This window comes from Nonomuraea aurantiaca (genome assembly GCF_020215705.1).
Taxonomy (GTDB): domain Bacteria; phylum Actinomycetota; class Actinomycetes; order Streptosporangiales; family Streptosporangiaceae; genus Nonomuraea; species Nonomuraea aurantiaca.
In genome coordinates this window covers 422673-444150 of the sequence record NZ_JAIWNB010000002.1, presented here as the reverse complement: position 1 = coordinate 444150, position 21478 = coordinate 422673, and the positions used below count along the sequence as shown (strand labels likewise).

12 protein-coding genes are annotated in these 21478 nt (G+C 71.9%); 6 read left to right on the top strand and 6 right to left on the bottom strand.

The annotated features are described in order from the left end of the window. Genes LDL49_RS07575 through LDL49_RS07565 form a run of 3 tightly spaced genes read left to right on the top strand, consistent with a single transcriptional unit; the run spans position 1 to position 13003 of the window. Positions 1-1488 (top strand): condensation domain-containing protein, encoded by a 1488-nt coding sequence (locus LDL49_RS07575; protein WP_225290210.1) that lies wholly within the window; start codon positions 1-3, stop codon positions 1486-1488. After that, positions 1485-7580, top strand: coding sequence for a non-ribosomal peptide synthetase (locus tag LDL49_RS07570; protein ID WP_225290209.1), 6096 nt, complete (start codon positions 1485-1487; stop codon positions 7578-7580). Before LDL49_RS07575 ends, LDL49_RS07570 begins: the two co-directional genes overlap by 4 nt. Beyond that, on the top strand, positions 7577-13003 hold the full coding sequence (locus LDL49_RS07565) for a non-ribosomal peptide synthetase/MFS transporter (protein WP_225290208.1): 5427 nt from the start codon (positions 7577-7579) through the stop codon (positions 13001-13003). The genes LDL49_RS07570 and LDL49_RS07565 overlap by 4 nt, the downstream gene beginning before the upstream one ends. On the opposite strand, the gene LDL49_RS07560 is transcribed toward LDL49_RS07565, so the two are convergent. From LDL49_RS07560 to LDL49_RS07545, 4 genes are all read right to left on the bottom strand, one after another. Continuing rightward, the gene (locus LDL49_RS07560) at positions 12977-14110 is read right to left on the bottom strand and encodes a 2-oxo acid dehydrogenase subunit E2 (protein WP_225290207.1); all 1134 of its coding nucleotides are present in this window, start codon (positions 14108-14110) and stop codon (positions 12977-12979) included. The genes LDL49_RS07565 and LDL49_RS07560 overlap by 27 nt on opposite strands. After that, positions 14103-15083: an alpha-ketoacid dehydrogenase subunit beta gene (locus tag LDL49_RS07555; protein WP_225290206.1), complete on the bottom strand. Its 981-nt coding sequence runs from the start codon at positions 15081-15083 to the stop codon at positions 14103-14105. The genes LDL49_RS07560 and LDL49_RS07555 overlap by 8 nt, the downstream gene beginning before the upstream one ends. Further along, positions 15080-15988 carry a thiamine pyrophosphate-dependent dehydrogenase E1 component subunit alpha gene (locus LDL49_RS07550; protein ID WP_225290205.1) on the bottom strand — a complete coding sequence of 303 codons (909 nt, stop codon included), beginning with the start codon at positions 15986-15988 and terminating at the stop codon, positions 15080-15082. The genes LDL49_RS07555 and LDL49_RS07550 overlap by 4 nt, the downstream gene beginning before the upstream one ends. A gap of 149 nt (positions 15989-16137) precedes the next feature. Next, a complete protein-coding gene (locus tag LDL49_RS07545; RefSeq protein WP_225290204.1) occupies positions 16138-17307 on the bottom strand; it encodes an FAD-dependent monooxygenase in 1170 nt (389 codons plus the stop codon). A gap of 69 nt (positions 17308-17376) precedes the next feature. On the opposite strand from LDL49_RS07545, the gene LDL49_RS07540 reads away from it, so the two are divergent. Next, on the top strand, positions 17377-17940 hold the full coding sequence (locus LDL49_RS07540; protein ID WP_225290203.1) for a TetR/AcrR family transcriptional regulator: 564 nt from the start codon (positions 17377-17379) through the stop codon (positions 17938-17940). Between the two features lie 54 nt (positions 17941-17994). Here LDL49_RS07540 and LDL49_RS07535 read toward each other — a convergent pair whose 3' ends face one another. After that, on the bottom strand, positions 17995-18396 hold the full coding sequence (locus tag LDL49_RS07535) for a hypothetical protein (protein WP_225290202.1): 402 nt from the start codon (positions 18394-18396) through the stop codon (positions 17995-17997). A gap of 35 nt (positions 18397-18431) precedes the next feature. Further along, on the bottom strand, positions 18432-19502 hold the full coding sequence (locus tag LDL49_RS07530) for an alpha/beta hydrolase family protein (protein WP_225290201.1): 1071 nt from the start codon (positions 19500-19502) through the stop codon (positions 18432-18434). Between the two features lie 593 nt (positions 19503-20095). Between LDL49_RS07530 and LDL49_RS07525 the strand changes: the two genes are divergently transcribed. After that, positions 20096-20908, top strand: coding sequence for a sensor histidine kinase (locus LDL49_RS07525; protein WP_225290200.1), 813 nt, complete (start codon positions 20096-20098; stop codon positions 20906-20908). A gap of 91 nt (positions 20909-20999) precedes the next feature. Next, positions 21000-21473 carry a methylated-DNA--[protein]-cysteine S-methyltransferase gene (locus tag LDL49_RS07520; RefSeq protein ID WP_225290199.1) on the top strand — a complete coding sequence of 158 codons (474 nt, stop codon included), beginning with the start codon at positions 21000-21002 and terminating at the stop codon, positions 21471-21473. Positions 21474-21478: the final 5 nt, after the last annotated feature.

The following is a 21478-nucleotide window of genomic DNA, read 5'->3' as shown; positions in this document are numbered from 1 at the left end:
ATGGTCCTGGCGTCACAGGCGCAGCACGGGATGTGGATCACCGAGGTGCTGCACGGCACCGGCACGGCGTACCACATGCCGTTCGCCATGTGGTTCGACGGACCGCTGGAGCGGGAGGCGATGCTGGCGGCGTGCCGGGCGGTGCTCGCGCGGCACCCGGTGCTGGGCCACGCGTTCGAGGAGCGCGACGGCGCGCTGCACCTGGTGCCCGCCAGGGAGCTCCCGCCGGTCGCGTTCGTCGTGGAGCCGGACCCGGAGGCCCTGATCGCGCGGGAGATCGCGCGGCCCTTCGAGCTGTCCGCCGGGCCGCTGGCCCGGTTCACGCTGGCGGAGGTCTCGCCGTCGCGGCACCTGCTGCTGTTCGTGGCCCATCACCTGGTCTTCGACGGCATGTCGAAGGATCTGCTCGTACGGGATCTCGCCGCCGCCTACTCCGGGGCGCCCACGCCGCCGCTGCCCATGCCGTACGGAGCGGCGGAGAAGCCGTCGCCGGAGGCGCAGGCGTACTGGCGGGCGCGCTGGCGCGAGGTGCCGCAGGTGGTGATCAACGGGCTGACGAGATCGCCGCGACTGGCCGAGCGCGGCGAGACCGTCCTGCTCGCCCTGACCGATGACATGCCCGACCTGTCCGGCGTGACGAGATTCGAGGTCTTCCTCGCCGCCGTGCACGCCCTCCTTCACCGGTACGGCAACGCCGGCACGCCCGTGGCCGTGGCCATGTCGACCCGGACCGCCCAGACCCGGGACGCCATCGGCCTGTTCGCCACCGAGCTGCCGGTGTTCGCGTCGCTCTCGGCCGAGGACTCCTTCCGTGAGCTGGCCCTGGGCATCCGGAGCGAGCTGCGCGAGCTGAACGCCTTCCGCGAGGTGCCCGTGGCCAGGGCGGTGGGCGGGATCAAGCCGAGGGTGGCGCTGGCGCCGGTGTCCATCAGCTTCCGGCGGCGCGCGCCCGAACAGGTCTTCCCTGGGCTGAAGCTGTCGGTGGAGTGGAAGATGTCCAACCATATGGTCAGGAACGCCCTCCATCTCCAGGCCGTCGACGGCGACGACGGGCTGCACCTGACGCTGCACTACAGCCCGGACGTCATTCCCCGGGGGGATGTCGAGCTGGCCGGGGAACACCTCAGGGCGGTCCTGCGCGCGGTCGCCGCGGATCCGGACGTACGGCTCGCCGATCTGCCGCTCCCGGCCGTCCCCCAGGTAGTTCCCCAGATCCCTCTGGAGGCGCCGGCAGCTGCCGGGCCCGCGCATGACGAGGTCGACGCGGAGTTGGTCGAGCAGGTGCGGCTGATCTGGATGGAGGTCCTGCGCATGGACCACATCGCGCCGGACGAGGACCTCTACGATCTCGGCGGCCACTCGCTGACCATCACGCAGATCAGCGCGCGGATCAGGAAACGGCTGGGGGTGGAGGTGCCGTTCGACGTGTTCCTCGACGACCCGACGATCACCGGGGTGGCGGCGGCCATCGGCGGGCTGCGGCCATGATCTCCTTGGGCCAGGAGCGGCTCTGGTTCCTGCAGCGGCTCGATCCGTCGGACGCGGCCTACCGGGTGGCGGCGGTGCGGCGGTTGCGGGGGGCGCTCGACGTCGAGGCGCTGACGGGGGCGTTCGGGGATGTGGTGGCGCGGCATGAGTCGTTGCGCACGAGGTTCCCCGACCAGGACGGGCTGCCGATCGCGGTGATCGACCCGCCGGGGGCGGCGGTTCCGGTGGAGTTCGTGGCCCTCGGCCAGGCGGTGCCGGACGGGCCTGAGGTCACGCGGTTGCTCGAAGAGCGGGTCAACACCCCCTTCGACCTGGCCGCCACTCCGCCCTTGCGGATCACCCTGGTCCGGCTGGCGGACGACGACCACGTGCTGTGCGTGGTGCTGCACCACATCATCGGCGACGGCTGGTCCCTGAACGTGCTGCTGAGCGACCTGGCCGGCTACTACCTCGCCCGTACGAAGGGCGAACCGGCCGCGCTGCCCGAACTGCCCGTCAGCTACGCCGAGTACGCCAACACCCAGCGGGTCTCCCACGCCGACGCCGACTACTGGACGGCCAAGCTCGCCGGGGCCACGCCGCTGGAGCTGCCCACCGACCGGCCGCGTCCCGCGCAGCGCGGCAGCGCGGGCGGCGAAGTGCACTTCGACCTGCCGCCCGAACTCGCCGGCGCGCTGTCCCGGCTGGCCAGGGCCGAACGCTCGACGGTGTTCATGGTGCTGCTGGCCGCCTACCAGGTGCTGCTGGCCCGGCATGCCGGACAGGACGACATCGTGGTCGGCTCGCCCACCGCCGGACGCGACCGGCCGGAGCTGGAGCCGATGGTCGGGCTGTTCGCCTCCACGCTGGTGCTCCGGGGGGATCTGTCGGGGGATCCGCCGTTCAGCGAGCTGCTGCGCCGTACCCGCCGTGCCGTGCTGGAGGCGATGGCGCACCGCGAGGTGCCGATCGAACGGGTGCTGTCCGCGCTCGACATCGAGCGCGACCTGTCGCGTACGCCGCTGTTCCAGGCGATGCTGGCGCTGCACAACTCCGCGGTCGGGTACGCGGAGGCGGAGTCGTTCGCCGGGTTGGAGAGCCTGCCGTTCCCGCACGGGGCGCCGCCGGCCATGGTGGACCTGCGGATGGATCTCTGGCCGTCGGGCAAGGGCTGGCACGGGGCGCTCTTCTACAGCGCCGAGCTGTTCGGCCAGGAGACGGTGACCCGGCTCGTGGCCCGCTTCCAGACCCTGCTCGCCTCGATCGTCGCCGCTCCCGAGTCTCGTCTGTCGGAGCTGGACCTGCTGCCCGCCGCCGAACGCGAGCTGCTCGACCGGACCTGGAACAGCACCGCCCTGGACGTGCCGGACGCGACCGTGGTGGACCTGGTCATGCGGCAGGCGGAGCTGCGGCCGGACGCGATCGCCGTCTCGTGCGGCGACCACCGCCTGTCCTACGCGGAGCTCGCCGCCCAGGCCGTACGGGTGGCGGGCGAGCTGCGGGAGCGCGGCGCGGGGCCCGGATCGGTGGTCGCCGTCCGCCGGCAGCGGTCGGTGGAGCTGCCCGGGATTCTGCTCGGTGTGCTGCTGGCCGGAGCCGCCTACCTGCCGATCGACCCGGCGCTGCCTGCCGACCGGGTGGCGTACATGCTGGCGGACTCGGGCGCCCGGTTCACCCTCGACGGCTCCGTCACCGAGTCCGCCCCCGAGCCCGTCGCCGCCGGGCCCGATGGCGGGTCGGCCGCCTACGTGCTCTACACCTCCGGCTCGACCGGCCGCCCGAAAGGGGTGGTCGTCCCTCACTCGGCGCTGGTGAACCTGCTGGCCGGGATGGAGCACCTGCTCGGCTCCGGACCGGCCGACGTGTGGCTGGGCAGCACCTCGTTGTCCTTCGACATCGCGGGGCTGGAGCTGTACCTGCCGCTGGTGACCGGCGGGCGATTGGTGCTGGCCGACGACGAGACGGTGCGGGACGGCGCCGCGCTCGCCGGGCTGATCTCCGCGTCGGGCGTCACGCACGTCCAGGCCACCCCCTCTGGCTGGAACATGCTGCTCTCCGCCGGCCTCGACGCCTCCGGGCTGGTGGCGCTGGCGGGCGGCGAGGCGCTGCCGCTCGCGCTGGCCAGGCGGCTGCGGCGGCGGGTGGCGCGGTTGTTCAACATGTACGGGCCGACGGAGACCACCATCTGGTCCACCGCCTGGGAGGTCCCCGCTGAGCCCGGCCGGGTGAGCATCGGGCGGCCGATCGCCAACACCCGCGTCCACGTGCTCGACGGCGCCGGCCGGCCGGCTCCGATCGGCGTACCCGGTGACCTCGCGATCGGCGGGGCCGGGCTCGCGCTCGGCTACCTGGGCCGGCCGGAGGCGACCGCGGAGCGCTTCGCGGTCGGCCTCTACCGGACCGGCGACCGGGTCAGGTGGCTCGGGGACGGCACCCTGGAGTTCCTGGGCCGGGGCGACGGGCAGGTGAAGCTGCGCGGGCACCGGATCGAGCTGGGCGAGATCGAGACCGCGCTGGAGTCGCATCCGGGCGTGCGGCGGGCGGCCGTCGTCGTCCGCGGGGACGAACTGGTCGCCTACGTGGAGACCACGCCGGACGTGGCGACCAGGCCGTACGGGACGACCAGGCCGGACGTGGCGACCACGCCGGGCCACCCCGCCGACCTGCTCGAACACGCGGCCGGGTGGCTGCCCGCCTACATGGTGCCCGGTGCCGTGGTGGTGCTGGACGCGTTGCCGATGACGCCCAACGGCAAGGTCGATCGGCTGTCGCTGCCCGAGCCGTCGGGGCCGGTGGCGGGGCGGGGCGGCCGGCCGCGTACCGCTCGCGAGCGGCAGGTGGCCAGGATCTTCGGCGACGTCCTCAGGATCGGCGACGTCGGCGCGGACGACGACTTCTTCGCCCTGGGCGGCCACTCGCTGCTGGCCACCCAGGTCATCGCCAGGCTGGCGGCCGCGGGGACGACGGTGCCGTTGCGGACGCTGTTCGGGCAGCCGACGGTGGCCGGGTTCGCGGCGACGCTGGAGGGGCTGCCGGACGGCCCTGGCCTCTCGCTCACCCCGCGCCCGCCCGGCACGCTGCCCCCGCTGTCGGCGGGCCAGGAACGGCTGTGGTTCCTGCACCGGCTGGATCCGGGCGACGCCTCGTACAACATGTACATCGTGCGCCGGATCCGCGGCCCCCTCGACCCCGGGGCGCTGCGACGGGCGCTGACCGCGTTGCTGGCCCGGCACGAGTCGCTGCGCACGCGCTTTCCCGAGGTGGACGGGCGGCCGGTCGCCGTCGTCGAGCACGCCGGACGGCCCGCCGACGTCGAACTGCTCGACGCGGGCGATGAGGCGGAAGCCCGCGCGCTGGTCGCCGCCCGCACCAACGCCCCGCTGGACCTCGGTGCGGCACCGCCGCTCCGGATCACGCTGATCCGTCTGGGCGGGGACGACCACGTGCTGTGCGTGGTGCTGCACCACATCATCGCCGACGGCTGGTCGATCACCGTCCTCCTGGACGACCTGGCCAGGCTGTACGCCGAGCCGGGGAGCCTGAACCCGCTGGCCGTACAGCACGGGGACGTCGCGCGTTGGCAGCGGGAGCAGGACGGGAGCGCGGCACTGGAGTACTGGCGGGAACGGCTCGCCGACCCGCCCACGCTGGCGCTGCACACCGACCGGCCGCACACGCCGGGACCGGCGCGCGGCGACTTCCACCTGCTGGACATCCCCGACGACCTGGCCAAGGCGCTGGACGCGACGGCGCGGCGGCAGCGGAGCACGCTGTTCATGGTGCTGCTGGCGGCCTACCAGGTGCTGCTGGCCCGGCACACGGGGCAGACGGACATCCTGGTCGGCTCGCCCACCGCCGGGCGGGACCGGGTGGAGCTGGAGCCGATCGTCGGCTACCTCAGCACCACGCTGGTGCTGCGCGGCGACCTGTCGGGCGATCCGACGCTGGACGAGCTGCTGGCCAGGACGCGGCGGACAGTGCTGGAGGCGATGGCGCACCAGGACGTGCCGTTCGAGCGGCTGCTGGCGGAGCTGGACATCGAGCGGGACATCACCAGGAAGCCGATGTTCCAGACCATGCTGACACTGAACAGCCAGACGGCCGACGGGGAACGGGATCGGCTCGCCGACGATCTGGAAATGTCGTACTTCGACGATGGGTATCGGCAGGCCAAGTTCGACCTGGTGGTGGAGGCTTGGCGGGCGCCGGGGCGGCTGCGGGTGGCGTTCGGGTACGACGCGGGGCTGTTCGACGCGGAGACGGTGGCGGGGCTGGCGGAGCGGTTCGCGGTGCTGTTACACAGGATCGCCGACCCGGACAACCGGCACGCCCACGTGTCGGCCCTGCCGGTGCTCACCGCGGCCGACACGGCGCTGATCGCTTCGGCCGGCGGCGACGCTTTCAGCGGGCCGATCGAGCCGGGTGGCGGTGTGCTGGAGATGATCGCGGCGGCCGTCGCCGCCCACTCCGGTGAGACGGCCGTCGTCTGCGGGTCCGAGAGCGTGACCTACGGCGAGCTGGCCGAACGGGTGTCGCGGCTGGCCACCGAACTGGCCGGGCGCGGCGCGGGCCCTGGCGACATAGTCGGCCTCCATCTCGGCCGGTCGGTCGACGCGGTGGTGGCGATGCTGGCGATCTGGCGTACCGGAGCCGCGTACCTGCCGCTCGACCCCGCCTACCCACCCGTCCGCCTGCAGCACATGATCGCCACGAGCGGAGCCCGGCTGGTCATCTCGGATGACCTGACAGCCGCGGACAACCCCCGCGCCCAGGCGCCGGGCCTCGCCTACGTCATCTACACCTCCGGCTCCACCGGCACTCCCAAGGGCGTGGCGGTCGAGCACGCCGGGCTGGCCGCCCGGGTCCGGTGGATGCGTCACGAGTACGGCCTGCGTCCCGGTGACCAGGTCGTCCAGCTGGCCTCCCTCAGCTTCGACACCCACGCCGAGGAGCTCTACCCCGCCCTGACCACCGGCGCCACGGTCGTGCTGGTGCCCGACGGCGGCGCCACCCTCCCCGACCTGCTCGCCGAGCATCCCGGCATCACCGTGCTCGACCTGCCGACGGCGTACTTCCACCACCTCGTGGACCTGATCGACGAGATCGCCTGGCCGGCGGCCCTCCGGCTGGTCGTCATCGGCGGCGAGCAGGTGCACGCCACCGCCGTGGCCCGCTGGCGGCGACGGTTCGGCGACCGGGTACGCCTGGTCAACACCTACGGCCCCACCGAGACCACGATCGTCGCGACCGCCGCCGACCTGACCGGCGACGACCCGCACCCGCCGATCGGCCGCCCCATCCAGGCCACCACGGTCCAGATCCTCGACCCGCACGGCACGCCCACCCCGCCCGGCGCCCCCGGCGAGCTGTACATCGGCGGCCCCGGCGTCGCCCGCGGCTACCTCGGCGCGCCGGAGCTGACGGCCCAGCGCTTCGTCCGGCTCCCCGACGGCGGCCGGTACTTCCGTACCGGAGACCGGGTGCGGTTGCGTCCCGACGGGCTGCTGGAGTTCCTCGGGCGCATCGACGAGCAGGTCAAGGTGCGGGGCTTCCGCATCGAGCCGGGCGAGGTGGAGCACTGCCTGCGCGCGCATCCGGACGTACGGCAGGCCGCGGTGGTCGCCAGGGACGGCGAGCTCGTCGCCTATGTCGTGGGCGAGACGGCCGAGCTGGCCGACCACGTGGCCGGGCGGCTCCCGCCGTACATGGTCCCCGCTCATTGGGTGGTACTCGACGCGCTGCCGCTCACCGCGAACGGCAAGCTCGACCGGGGCGCGCTGCCGGAGCCGGGCCGCGCCGCGGGCACGGACGCCACGCCGCCGCGTTCGGACGCGGAGGAGCTGGTCGCCGACGTCTGGGCCGAGGTGCTCGGCGCGGACAAGGTCGGCGCGTTCGACGACTTCTTCGCGCTCGGCGGGCACTCGCTGCTCGCCATCAGGGTGGCGGCGCGGCTGCGCGCGATCGCGGGTGTGGAGCTGCCGATCCGTACGCTGTTCGCCCGCCGTACCGTCGCCGAGCTGGCGCGCGCCGTCGAGGAGGCGCTGGTGGCGGAGGTGGCCGGGCTGTCCGACGAACAGGCGCTCAGCATGCTCGACCCGGAGGACACGTTGTGACCGAGCTGACCGAGGCCCAGCGGGCGCTGCTGACCCAGCGGTTACGGCGGCGCAAGAGCGTGCCGACGATTCCGGTGCTGCCGGACGGTCAGGCGCCGCCGCTGTCGTACGCGCAGGAGCGGCTGTGGTTCATGGAGCAGTACGCGCCGGGGAACCCCGCTCACACGGTCCCGTTCGTGCGGCGGCTACGCGGCCCGCTCGTCACCTCCGTGCTGGCCGACGCGCTGAACGGGGTCGCCGCCCGGCACCAGGCATTGCGGACCCGCTTCCCGGTCGGCGACGACGGACAGCCCATGGTGACGGTCTCCGCCGAGGCCACCGTCCCGCTCACCGTGGCCGCCGCCGGCGACGTGGACGAGGCACGGGCTCTGGTCGACCGCTTCCTCGCCGAGCCGTTCGACCTGGTGAGCGGGCCGGTGATCAGGACTCTGCTGGTCCGGCTGGCCGCCGACGACCACGTGCTGGCCATCGCCGTCCACCACATCGCCGCCGACGGCTGGTCGGCGAACATCCTGCTCCGCGAGCTCCTGACCGGCTACGACCGCAACCCCCTGCCCGACCTGCCCGTCACCTACGGCGATTTCGCCGCCTGGCAGCGCGATCGGCCCGGCGACGCGGCCGACGTGGCCTACTGGCGGGAACGGCTGGCCGGCCTGTCGCCGCTCGAACTGCCCACGGACTTCCCCCGGCCGCCCGAGCTGACCTACCTCGGCGCGGCGCACTCCTTCACCATCGACCCCGCTCTGGTCGAGCGGCTGGAGCGGCTCGGGCGGGAGCACGGCGCCACGCCGTACATGGTGCTGCTGGCGGCCTTCGCGGCACTCCTCGGCCGGTACGCCGGGCAGGAGGACGTGGCGATCGGCTCCCCCGTGGCCGGCCGGTCGCTGCCGGAGCTGGACGGGCTGATCGGCTGCTTCATCAACATGCTCGCGATGCGGGTGGATCTGTCGGGGGATCCGGCGTTCCTGGGGTTGCTGCACCGGGTTCGTGACCTGGCCATGGACGCGTACGCGCATCAGGAGCTGCCGTTCGAGCGGCTGGTGTCGGAGCTGAACGTGCCCCGGGAGGTGTCGCGGTCGCCGCTGTTCCAGGTCCTGTTCGCGATGCAGAACTACGGCGGCGAGCCGTCGTCCTCCGGCGGGCTGGCCGTGGAGGGATTCTCGCCGGGGGTGTGGGCCACCCGGTTCGACCTGGAGCTGTACACCGGTGGGGATGGTTCATTCCTGTTCGTGTACAACGTCGCGTTGTTCTCAGCCGAGCGGATCTCCCGCCTGGCCGGGCATTTCGCCACCCTGCTCGGTGGGATCGTGGCCGACCCGTCGGCCCCCGTCTCCACGATCGAGCTGCTCACCGCGCCGGAGCGAGAGGAGCGGGAGCGGTGGAACGACACCGGGCTCGACCTCGGCGACCCCGGCCTCCTGCACCGCCCGTTCGAGGAGCGGGTGCCGCAGTCGCCCGACGCCGTCGCGGTGGCCCACCCCGGCGGCGAGATCACCTACGCGGAGCTGGAGCGCCGGGCCGGACTGCTGGCCGCCGAGCTGATGTCGGCGGGCGTCGGGCGCGGGGAACTGGTCGCGGTCGTGATGGAACGGGGGTGGGAGCAGGTCGTGGCGGTGCTGGCTGTCAACATGGCCGGGGCGGCCTACCTGCCGATCGACGCGGACCTGCCGGAGCAGCGGCGGTTCGAGCTGATGGCACGCGGCGAGTGCCGGGTCGCGGTGACCCAGCCGTGGCTGGACCTGACCTGGCCCGCCGACGTGACCCGCCTTCCGGTGACTCCCGCGTCCACCTCACTGACGCCTCCCCCCTGCCTGGCCGCGCCCGGCGACCTCGCGTACGTGATCTTCACCTCGGGCTCGACCGGCACCCCGAAGGGCGTGATGATCGAGCACCAGGCCGCCCTGAACACCGTCCGCGACCTCAACCACCGCTTCCACGTCAGCCCTCATGACCGGATCCTCGCCCTGTCGGCCCTCAGCTTCGACCTGTCCGTGTACGACGTCTACGGCGCCCTGGCCACCGGCGCCACCCTCGTCATGGGCGAGCCGTCGGCCGACAAGGACCCCGCCGCCTGGGCCCGCCTGGTCACCGAGCACCGCGTCACCGTCTGGAACTCGGTCCCCGCCCTCATGGAGCTCCTGGTCGACCACGCCGAGCACGAAGGCACCGACCTGAGCTCGCTGCGCCTGGTGCTGCTGTCCGGCGACTGGATCCCGCTGACCCTCCCCGACCGGATCCGCGCCCTCGCCCCGGCGGCCGAGGTCATCAGCCTGGGCGGCGCCACCGAAGGCTCGATCTGGTCCATCTCCTATCCGATCGGCGAGGTGGATCCGGGCTGGTCGTCCATCCCGTACGGCCGGCCGCTGGCCAACCAGTCCTTCCACATCCTGGACCGCGGCCGGTGTGACGTGCCCATCGGCGTACCCGGTGACCTGTACATCGGCGGCGTCGGCGTGGCCACCGGCTACTGGCGTGACCCGGAGCGGACCGCCGCCGCCTTCATCAGCCACCCCCGCACCGGCGAGCGCCTCTACCGAACGGGCGACCTGGGCCGCTACACCGCGGACGGCACGATCGAGTTCCTCGGCCGCGCCGACGCACAGGTGAAGATCCGCGGCTACCGCATCGAACTCGGCGAGATCGAGACCCACCTCGCCCGCCACCCGGACGTGGCCGAGTGCGTGGTCACCACCCACGGCTCGGGCACACAGGCCCAGCTGGTGGCGTACGTGGTGGGCCAGGTGGATCCGGCCCGCCTGCGCGGCCACCTCGCCGAGACCCTGCCCGCGTACATGATCCCCACCCGTTTCGTCCCCCTCCCCCAGCTGCCCCTGACCGCCAACGGCAAGGTGGACCGGCGCCGCCTCCCCGCCCCCACGTCAGCGGCGGACGGCGCGGAGCCGGACCGGCGCGTCCCACCGACCACGGAGGCGGAGCGCCTGGTCGCCGCGGTCTGGGCCGAGGTACTCGAACTCGACATGGCCGACTTCGGGGTGGACGACGACTTCTTCGACGTCGGTGGGCACTCACTGCTGGCGATCAAGGTGGTGGCCAGGCTGCGCAGGGCGCTGCCGCCCGGCGCCGCGCCGATCGCCGTGGTGGACCTGTTCAAACACCCGACCGTCCGCGAGCTGGCCGCGCTCGTCGACGGCACCGCCACCGCCTCGCGCGGGCTCCTGCACGAGCTGACGCCGCGCCGTACCTCTCCCGCCGAGCTGACCTACGTGTGCGTGCCATACGGCGGCGGCGCCGCGGTGGTGTACCAGCCGCTCGCCGACGCCCTGCCCGCGACGTACGCCCTGTGGTCGGTGGCCATCCCCGGGCACGACGTCGGCCTGGACGAGGAGCGGCTGCCGCTGGACGAGGTGGCGGCCCGGTGCGTGAGTGAGATCCAGGAGAAGGTACGCGGGCCGGTGGCGCTGTACGGGCACTGCGGCGTGGGGTCGGCCCTGATCGTCGAGATCGCGCGGCGGCTGGAGGCGGCGGGCCGCGAGCTCGAAGCGGTGTACATCGGGGCGATCTTCCCCTTCGCCCGCCCCGAGAAGGGGCCCATGGCGCTGCTGTCCAAGCTGGCCCGGCGCGAGTTCCTCCGTAGTGACCGGAGCTACGTCAACTGGCTGACGTCCATGGGGCTCGACATGGGCGAACTGGAGCCGGGGCAGGCTCGGCACATCATCAGGAACATGCGGCGCGACAGCGAGGCCGCGGAGGAGTACTTCACCGGGCTGTTCGCGAGCTCGGTGGAGCGGCTGCGGGCGCCGATCGTCAGCGTGGCGGGAGAGCACGATCCGGCGACCGAGTACTTCGAGGAGCGGTATCGCGAGTGGCACTTCCTCGCGCCCACGGCCGCCGTGGTGGAGCTGGACGAGGCGGGACACTTTTTCCTGAAATATCGGGCGGCGGAGCTCGCCGAGATCGTCACCCGCACCCACGTCGCCATCGCGTCAGGCGACGCGGAGCCGGTGGGCTCAGGCGACGCGGAGGTGGTGGGCTCAGGCGACGCGGAGGTGGTGGGCTCAGGCGACGCGGAGGTGGTGGGCGGGGCCAGTTGGCGGGTGCGGGAGGTGTCGCGGGCCGGGGTGTCGGCCGTCGCGACCGGCCCGCAGCCGAGCATGAAGCGGTTCACGGCCGTCGCCAGTGGTCAGCTGGTGTCCCTTCTGGGGTCGGCGCTGACCGGGTTCGCCATTCCCATCTGGATCTATCTGACCACGGGCTCGCTGGCGCAGTTCGCCTTGCTGTCGGTGGTCGGGCTGGTCCCGGGGATGGTGGTGGCGCCGCTGGCAGGGGCGATCGTCGATCGCGGGAACCGGCGGGCCGTCATGCTCGGCGGTGACGCCGCCGCCGTCGGCACCCAGCTCGTCTTCGGAATGCTCCTCTGGACCGGGAACCTGCAGACCTGGCACGTCTACCCGCTCCTCGCGCTGCTGTCGGTGGCGCTGACGTTCCAGCGGCTGGCCTACACCTCGGCGGTGCCGCAGCTGGTCCCCAAGCGGTACCTCGGGCACGCCAACGGCATCGTCCAGATGGCCGGCGGCATGACGCAGCTGCTCGTCCCCCTCGCGGCCGTTGGGCTGATGGCCGTGATCGGGCTGGAGGGCATCCTGGTGCTCGACGTGGCCAGCTACGTGTTCGCGATCGGGGTGACGTCGCTCGTGCGCTTCCCCGCCGCGATGGCCTGGCGCCGGAAAGAGCCGGTGCTGGCGGAGATGGCGGCCGGGTTCCGCTACTCCTGGGGAAACCTGGGCTTCCGTCAGATGCTCCTCTACTTCGCGGTACTGAACGTCTTCCTGTCCCCGCTGTTCCTGCTGATCTCGCCGCTGGTGCTCTCCTTCGGCACGCTGCAGGACGTGGGCCGGATCTCGTTCGTGTCCGGGCTGGGGGTCTTCCTCGGCGGTCTGACCATGACGGCCTGGGGCGGCCCGAGCCGGGGGCGGATGCGGGCGGTGCTGTGGTGCACGCTGGCGCTGGCGGTGTTCTGCCTGGTCACGGGGTTGCGGGCGGATCTGGTGACGATCGGGATCGGGGCGTTCGGGATGTCGCTGTGGGTGACGCTGCTGAACGGTGTCTACGCCACGATCGTGCAGGTCAAGGTGCCGCAGCGGTTCCACGGGCGGGTGTTCGCACTGAACACGCTGATCGCCTGGTCCACGCTGCCGCTCGGCTTCGGTCTCGTGGCGCCGTACGGGGCGGCGGTCTTCGACCCGCTGCTCGCCCCCGACGGCCCGCTCGCCCCGACCGTCGGGGCGCTCATCGGCACCGGTGCCGGGCGCGGGGTGGGGCTGATGTACGTGCTGTTCGCCGTGGCGATGGCGGTGCTCGCGGCGGTGGCGCTACGGTCACGGCTGCCCGGACTGCTCGACCAGAGCGCCGACGCCACCCCGGACGACCTGGTCGGACTACAGGCTCTCGGGCGAACTCTCTAGCGTCTCCTTCAACGCCTGCAGGAACAAGACGACGTCCCGGCCGTTGACCAGCCGGTGGTCGTAGGCCAGGCCGATCGCCGCCACCGCGCGCTCACCGTCCGGCTGCGGTGAGGTGAGAGCGATGGCGCAGGCGTGGCCGGGGAAGACGATCGGGATGGCCATGATGATGTCGGCGTCGTGGTGGAGGGTGACGACGATGTTCCCGCCGGTGAGGTGGGCCTCGGTGAAACCGCCGTGCTGGGCGAGCCCGCGGAACTCCGCCAGGCGTTCGGCGATGTCCGGTACGGCCAGGCGGTCGCGGATCACCGGCACGTGGAGGCCGGTGCCCATGTCGATCGTCACGCCTATGCATGGTTGGGCGGGGATGCGGGCGGTCCTGTCGTCGATGAGTTCGGCGAAGAACATCGGGAAGTCGGCGTGCAGCCGGGCGACGGCGGCGATGAGCAGGTCGGGGAGGCCGACCAGCTTGCGGAGGCGTCTGGTCAGGGCTCGGGCGGTCGTCAGGGCGGGGGTTACGTCGACCTTTATCGCGGTGTAGCCGGCGGGGATGGACTGGTGCGACAGGATCACGGTCCTGCCGACCGCGCGCTGGTGGTTGGACAGCGGGCGGGTCTGTCCGCCGTCGTGATGTGCGCCGCTCTTCTCGGAGGGCTCGCTGCCGCCGGTGGCCGCCGCGAGCCGTTCCACGTCGGTCCGGCGCACCACCTTGACGTCCAGCCCGGCCACCAGCGCGGGATCGAGGCCGAGTTCGTCCAGCAGAGCACGCGCCGGCGCCGTGATGATCGGCCCGCCATCGGCGACGGCGACCGGCTCCGATGGCGGCGGAGTGCCCGCCGAATCGAGGGAGATCGGCGCCCGCTCCGGCCGACCGGCCGGTGCCGGGCCGATCCGGGCGATCAGCTGGCCGGGAGCGCACGACGCGCCGGCCCGCACCAGGTGGGTGAGCACCCCGTCCTGCTCGCTGACCAGCTCCTCCACCGCTTTGGAGGTCTCCAGCGTCGCCAGCGGGTCATCGCGCCCCACCCGCGCGCCGTCCGCCGCCAGCCACTCCAGCAGCGTGTACTCCGAGTCGTTGTTGTTCAGTTTCGGGACCCGGATCTCACCCATCGAGCGCCTCCAGTACGGCCCGGCAGATCGTGCTGTCCTGCAGCACCACGTCACGCTCCAGATGGGCGGCCGTCGGGATCACGCTGTCGGCGGAGCTGACCAGGCGGATCGGGCGCCGGAGCGAGCCCCACAGCCGGGTGTGCAGGTCGGCGGCGAGGTGACTGCCCCAGGTGCCGCCCGCGCTGCCGTCCTCCGCCACGCAGACCAGCCCCACCTGACCGAGCAGCGGCAGCACGGCGGCGGGGTCGAACGGGTACAGGCGCGACGGTACGAGCAGCGCCCCGGCCAGGTCGTGGGAGAGCAGCAGCGTGCGCATGGCGGCGATCGCCCGGTGCGCCACGCCGCCGGGGGCGATCAACGCGTAGTCGAGGTCGCCGTCGAACCGCACCACGGCCACGTCCTCGACCAGGTCCCAGGAGAACAGCTCGTCCACCTCGTACATCCGGCGGGTGTAGAGGACCTTGTCCTCGAAGAGCAGGCAGGGCTCTTCCAGCGCGAGCATGCGGTCGAGGACGGCACGGTTGTCGTGAAACGGCGACATCTCGAACAGCGAGAGGCCGGGCACGCCGATGAAGTGCTTCTGGAGGTTCTGGCTGTGGGTGGGGCCGTAGCCGCGGTTGCCGCCCGAGGGGCAGCGGATGACCAGCGGCATCGGGACGCGCCGGCCGTACATGGAAACGGATTTGGCGGCGAAGTTTACGATCTGGTCGAAGGCGAGCCCGGCGAAGTCGCCGAACATCATCTCGACGATGGCCTTCTCCCCCGCCAGGGCGAGGCCGGAGGCGGCGCCGACGATCGCGCCCTCGCTCAGCGGCGTCGTCAGGACCCGGTCGGGGAAGCGGGTGGACAGGCCACGGGTGATCTTGAAGGCGCCGCCGTAGGGGTCCAGGAGGTCCTCGCCGAGCACGTAGACGCCAGGGTCGTCGCCGAGCAGGCCGTGCAGGGCCTGGTTGAGGTTCTCACCGACCCTCACGCGGGCATCCATCCGGCCGGGCTTCCGGCGGCGGGAGTCCAGGCGGCTGGGGGCCGGGCGGCCACTTCTTCGGCGATCGCGTCGACGCGGGCGCGGGCCGCCGCTTCGAGGCGGGCCGACTGGTCGGGGTGTTCGGCCTGGTAGGCGGCGTACCAGTCGGAGCGTACGACGTCCGGCGGGCGGGTGTCGTCGCCCTTGCTGTGCGGTCCGAGGCGGTGCGTGGCGAACTCCACCACCAACGGCGCACCACCCCTGACCGTCTCCACCAAAGGCGCGAGATGCCGCCTTATTTCGGAAATATCCAAGCTAGTCACCCGGGTGTGCTCGATCCCGAAGGCGGCCGCCCGCCCCGCGATGGTCCCCGCCATCTGGAGCTCCGTCGGCGTGGACTGGGCGATGCCGTTGTGCTCGACCACCACGAGCAGCGGCAGCCGCCAGAGCTGCGCCATGTTCAACGCCTCGTACACCGCCCCCTCGCCCCACGTCCCGTCACCGATGTAGACGCAGGCGAGCCCGCCGGGCTCACGCCGCTTCAGGTGCAGGGCGACCCCGGTGGCCACCGGCAGGCTCTGTCCCTGCACCCCGGTCGACAGGTAGCGGTCGCGGTGCAGGTGCTGACTGCCCCCCACCCCGTCGCACACGGCGCCCTTCCGGCCCATGATCTCGGCCAGCAGCCCTTCGGGATCCTCGAACCGGGCCAGATAGTGGCCGTGACCGCGATGGTTGCTGAAGACCCAGTCACCGTCCCGCAGCAGCGGGCGCAGGGAGACGGGGACGTACTCCTGCCCGAGGCAGGTGTGGGTGGTGCCGTTGAGCTCGCCCCGCTCGAAGAGCGCGAGCAGCTTCCGTTCGAAGGACCGGATCAGCAGCAGCAGCGCCAAGTCCTCGTCAGCCAGCCTGTTCATAGGCCCCTTGAGTCCCGGGAGAACCTCCAGAAAGGCTATACAACACCGACATATCACGTCTACAGCTACTCAGTGGCGAACCGAAAGACGGACGCGGCGCCGACGAGGCGGTACTTCATCGCGTTGTTGGCCGCAGCCACGCCACCGGCCTAGCGGGCTGGGGCGTACTCCGGCAGGGGCCGGGCGCTCCTGGCCTGCACCCGGCGCTCCACCGCGCCGATCGCCTTCATCAAAGGCAGGCGGGCGACGACGTCGCGAACGCACCGGCCTCCTTCGGTTTTGGGCACCATGAGGCGGACGTTAGGACCGATCTGCTGCTTCTTGTCGACCAGCGGACGGTGGGCGAGGTCGTAGCGGGCGAAGGCGATGCGGTGATCGCCGCCTGCGGCGGCGAGTTCTCCGGCGAGGCGGTAGGCACCGACCAGAGCCAGTTCCGCGCCCGCGCCCGAGGCGGGGGACGCGCACCAGGCGGCGTCGCCCACGAGCGTGATGCGGCCGTTGGACCAGGAGTGCATCCGCACCTGACCCAGGGCGTCGAAGTAGAAGTCGGGGTCAGCCAGGGCCGTGTCGAGCAGTTCCCCGGCCCGCCAGGACGAGTCGTCCCCGAACGCCTCGCCGATCAGTCGCTTGTGCTCGGCGACGTCCCGGTGGTCGAACTCCAGCGGCGCGGAGCGGAAGATGAAGTACGCCTTGGCCTGAGCGTGGTTGCCGGATCGGTAGATGCCGGTCATCTTGCCCGGCGTGTTGAACATCGTCACCCAGCGGTCCTCACCGAGCGAGGCGTCGGTGTTGGCGAAGGCGAAGTAGTGGTCCTTGAACTGGACGAACTGCTCTTCGGGGCCGAAGGCGAGACGGCGGACGTTGGAGTGCATGCCGTCGGCACCGACGACCAGGTCGAAGCGGCGGGCAGGCGCGTGCTCGAAGGTGACCGTCACGCCGTCATCGTCCTGCCGCAGGCCGAGGATGGAGTCGCCGAACAAGTACTCGGCGTCGGTCACCTCGTGCAGCAGGGCCACCAGGTCGCCGCGCATGATCTCGACGGAGGCCGGGTCCCGGGTGTCGATCCGGGCGACGGCCCGGTCAGCGGCGTCGACGAACTTCATGCCTTGGACATCGGTAGCGAGCTCGCGGACCCGTGACAGGAGTCCCATCCGCTCGATCACCTCGACGGCGTTGTCACGCACGTCCACCCCGTTGCCGCCGGAGCGCAGCGCCGGGGCGCGCTCGACCACGGTGGGCTTGAAGCCGTGCCGGGCCAGCCAGTGGGCCAGGGTCAGGCCGGCGATGCTCGCGCCGGAGATCAGGATGCGCTCGTTCATGGGGGCTCCTTCTCGCGTACGATAACTGAAATGCACGTTCCAGTTGATTATGTGAAATGAGCATTCCAGTTGTCAACAGCCACTGAACCCCCGCGCCGGGCCGACGCCGTCCGCAATCGCCGGCTCGCCCTGGACGCGGCCACCGCGCTACTGACCGAGCCGGGCGTCTCCCTTACTGTCGAGGCCATCGCCAAAAAGGCGGGCCTGGGGGCGGCGACTGTCGTGCGCGCCTTCGGCGGCAAGGACGCACTCCTTGACACCGCTGTGTCCCGGCTCCTTGAACCGGTGGTGCAGCACGCCCGCGACCTGCTCGCCGAGACCACGCCCACGCAGGCCCTGCGGATCTTCCTTCGCGAGCTGATCGCCTTCCAGGCCGCGCATTACGCCATCAACGACCAGCTGGGCGGCTTGGACCTACCTGCCACCACAGCCCTGCGCACCGACCTCGTCCGCGCCGTCGAGGAGATGATCGACGGGGCACGCCGCGACGGCGCGGTCCGCACCGACATCGACCTCGCCATCATCACGACTCTGATCGGCCAGACCGCTCTGGCGGTCGCTCGTGCGCAGCCGCCGTCCCAGGAACTCGCCGACGCCTACCTCACCGTCCTGCTGGACGGACTCCGCCCCTGACAGCCTCACCCTCACCGTCCTGCTGGACGGACTCCGCCCCTGACAGCCTCACCCTCACCGTTCACGACCGCCATCATCAACAGCGCCGTGAACGCGAGCGTTTGAGACGAGCCACCGCCAGCGCGGCAGCTCCAGCACTACGGTGGTCACGGCCAGCACGGAGACCAGCACGGCGGCGAACACCGGCCAGGCGACCCACGCCGCCATCACGGCCGCCACGACCTGCAGAACGACCAGCGCGATCGTCACCGACCCCGGCACCGCGACGATGACATTCCGCTTGTCACCCGGAGTCGAGAACAGCGTCGGCAACCCGATCAACACCACCACCGACAGGACGGCCAGCAGTACGGAATGGGAGGCCAAAGCCCACGGAGTCGCGACCCAGGCGACCAGCTCAGTGGCGAACCGAAAGGCGGACGCGACGCGGTCGTCCGGGCGTGGCGTTGAAGACATGCGCGTAACGTACCGTTCCCGCCCACGTGGCCCCACTACGAGGGGCTTTGGAAGGCGACTTCGGGGTTGGCCGGGGTCGGACCGTCGAGCAGCGGTTGCTTCTTGTGCTTCAGGTGCTCGTCGAAGAAGGCCCCGACATAGGCGCGGGTGATTTGCAGGGAGCGCTGCGGGGAGAGGTCGTCCGGGGTGGACATGCCTGCGGCCTTCTCCAGGATGGACAGGTCGGTGAAGCTGGTGTGGTTGGTGCCGGCGACGGTGAGCCAGCGCTTCCAGCCGCTGATGATCGGCCAGCTACCGTCCCAGGTGTCGTCCTTGCCGGGGACGTGGTCGGCCTGGCTGCCCAGCAGGAGGAAGGGGCGTTTGCCGAGGCTGCCGACCGGGATGGCGGGGTGGAAGGTGCCGTCCAGGTTCGCACCGGCCTGTACCCGCTTGTCGACCCCCATGGTCGCGGCGCCGGCGTCGCCGCCGAGGGAGTGTCCGGCCATCCCGATCTGCTTGGTGGCGATCACGCGGGCCTTCTTCCAGGCCGGGTGCCGGTCGGTCAGCTGGTCGATGACGAAGGAGATGTCCTTGGTCCGGCTTTTGGTGATGGTCGCCTGCCCGCCCTCCGGCGGCCTGGGCTGGTCGCAGAGGGGCGCGCAGGTGAGGACACGGCCGTCGGGGAAGGCGGTGCCGGAGGACTCGTAGGCATGGTCGACCAGCGCGACGACGTACCCGCGGCTGCCCAGGTCTTCGGCCAGGAAGGTGAGGCTGGCGCGGGGCAGGCCGAGGCCGGGTGAGAGCATCACCAGCGGGTATCGGCCCTTCTTCGGATCGGCGCCGGTGTGGGCGTAGGTGCGGGTGGCGGCGACGGCCTCGGCCGGGACGGTGGCGCCGGGAGCCTTGCGCTCCAGCAGCGACCGGGCCTCCTCGACAGTCATGTACGGGGCGGTCGCACCGGTCGCGGATCGGGCCGGGTAGTACATCGACACCATCAGCTGCCGAGGACCGTCCTTGGGCACCCAGGGGTCCGTGCGGCTCTTGTCCACCAGGTGCAGAATGTCGCGGCCGACCGGGTACGGGCCGGTGGGGCGAGGTAGTTCCAACTTGACGGCGCTGGTCGTCATGGGGCTCGACGTGCTGGCGGCACTTGTGGTGGGGCTCGACGTGCTGGCGGCACTTGTGGTGGGGCTCGGCGTGTTGGCGGCACTTGTGGTGGCGCAGGACACCAGTAGCGGCAGAACGAGCGCCAGGAGCGGCAGGCGGGCACAGATGTGGTGCTGCTTCACAGGGTTTCCTCTCTCAGGTGTCACACGTCGCGCCGGCGCACGACGATGAGGGTCACGACCGCCGCGACGAGTGGCCGGAGTGGGAAGGCGATTGGTCGGCGTCGATCGCCGCTCAACGCTGCCGGAGGCCGTGGCGCACGACATCTGGCCGCAGGCCAGAATCCGCGCCATGAGACTGGCCTGCGGGCATACGCCTCCAGGCCGATGCTGGTCAGACGGGGTGGCGGCTACGATCAAGGCATGCTCGCCCATCCGCCCCGTCCTCCGCTCCTGGAGCGGCTACCGCCGCTCGTGCGGGAACTGCTCACGTGGTGTGTGGTGGCCGCCTTCACGCTGCTGCAGTTCGCCGCGCTGCTGAGCGGCAGCGGCGACACGAACCCACGGGCGTTGCCCCTCGCGGGCGCCGCGGTCGCGATGGCGCTGCCGCTGGCATGGATAAGGCGCCGCCCGCTGCCTGTGCTCGCCGTCGTGCTGGCATCACGCTCGCCGTACTGGAAAGACTGTGGCAGGCCGCCCTGTGGCCGCACGCTCTCGTCTCTGGGTTCCTGGCGCTGACGGCACTGCTGGCCGTCAGCGTCCTGCTCGCCTGGCTGGCCGGGACCGCGATCCGGCAGCGGCGGGAGTACGGCGAGGCCGTGCGCGTCCACGCGGTCACGGCTGAGCGGCTGCGCATCGCCCGCGACGTGCACGACATGGTCGCCCACAGCATCGGCAGCATCGCCATCCAGGCCGGAGCGGGCCGCAGGGTGATCGACACCCGCCCCGAGCAGGCGCGCGACGCCCTGGACGCCATCGAGGTCACCAGCCGGGAAACCCTGAAGGGGCTACGGCAGATGCTCGGCGTCCTGCGCGGGTCCGACCCGCCGCCCGCCGGGCTGGCCGACCTTGACCGGATCACGTCGACGGCCATCGCCGCAGGCGTCCAGGTCGACGTCCGCTGGCAGGGCGAACGCCGCCCGTTGCCCACCGCCGTCGACCAGTCCGCGTTCCGCATCCCCCAGGAGGCGGTGACCAATGTGGTACGGCACGCGGATGCCGCCCGCTGCCGGGTGTCGATCGGCTATGCGGGTGAAGAACTGAGCGTCGAGATCGTCGACGACGGGCGCGCGGACAGCGCGAGCGAGGGCAGCGGCTACGGCATCGCCGGGATGCGAGAGCGGGTGGCGTTGCTGAACGGGCATTTCAGCGCCGGGTCGCGGCCCGAGGGCGGGTTCAGGGTCGCCGCGAGGTTGCCGATCTCATGACGATCCGCGTGGTCGCCGCCGGAGATGCCCTGCTCTGCCCAGAGGTCCGAAAACCGCTGACTTTCCGGGTGGCGACGGTGTTGTAGAGAGTATGAGCATCTACACAATGATCGACAGCCCACTGGGCGAGATCCTGCTCGTAGGCGACCCCGTACTGACCCGTGTGGCGTTCGGCGGTGCCGCGCGGCCCGAGTGGCGGCGCGACCCTGGCGCGTTCGCCGAGGCCGAGCGCCAGCTCCGCGAGTACTTCGCGGGCGAGCGCACCGCCTTCGACCTGGACCACGTCTCCGGCGGCACCGCCTTCCAGGAGCGGGTCTGGGCCGCCGTGGACGCCGTCCCGTATGGGACCACCACGACCTACGGCGAGCTCGCCGCGAGTATCGGCGTGGCCCGCGACCGGATCCGCGCGGTCGGCGCGGCCATCGGCGCGAACCCGCTGCTCGTCGTCCGCCCCTGCCACCGCGTCGTCGGCGCGAACGGCTCACTGACCGGCTACGCGGCCGGCGTCGAGCGCAAGCACGCGCTGCTCACGCTCGAAGGCGCGCTGCAGCCGCAGCTCATCTGACCTGC

What these genes read in the sequence shown, in the direction of transcription:
- LDL49_RS07545 (WP_225290204.1), bottom strand. Translation starts at nt 17,307, where the DNA reads ATGAACGAGCGCATCCTGATCTCCGGCGCGAGCATCGCCGGCCTGACC.
- LDL49_RS07570 (WP_225290209.1), top strand. Translation starts at nt 1,485, where the DNA reads ATGATCTCCTTGGGCCAGGAGCGGCTCTGGTTCCTGCAGCGGCTCGAT.
- LDL49_RS07520 (WP_225290199.1), top strand. Translation starts at nt 21,000, where the DNA reads ATGAGCATCTACACAATGATCGACAGCCCACTGGGCGAGATCCTGCTC.
- LDL49_RS07530 (WP_225290201.1), bottom strand. Translation starts at nt 19,502, where the DNA reads ATGACGACCAGCGCCGTCAAGTTGGAACTACCTCGCCCCACCGGCCCG.
- LDL49_RS07575 (WP_225290210.1), top strand. Translation starts at nt 1, where the DNA reads ATGGTCCTGGCGTCACAGGCGCAGCACGGGATGTGGATCACCGAGGTG.
- LDL49_RS07550 (WP_225290205.1), bottom strand. Translation starts at nt 15,988, where the DNA reads ATGAACAGGCTGGCTGACGAGGACTTGGCGCTGCTGCTGCTGATCCGG.
- LDL49_RS07560 (WP_225290207.1), bottom strand. Translation starts at nt 14,110, where the DNA reads ATGGGTGAGATCCGGGTCCCGAAACTGAACAACAACGACTCGGAGTAC.
- LDL49_RS07535 (WP_225290202.1), bottom strand. Translation starts at nt 18,396, where the DNA reads ATGTCTTCAACGCCACGCCCGGACGACCGCGTCGCGTCCGCCTTTCGG.
- LDL49_RS07525 (WP_225290200.1), top strand. Translation starts at nt 20,096, where the DNA reads ATGGATAAGGCGCCGCCCGCTGCCTGTGCTCGCCGTCGTGCTGGCATC.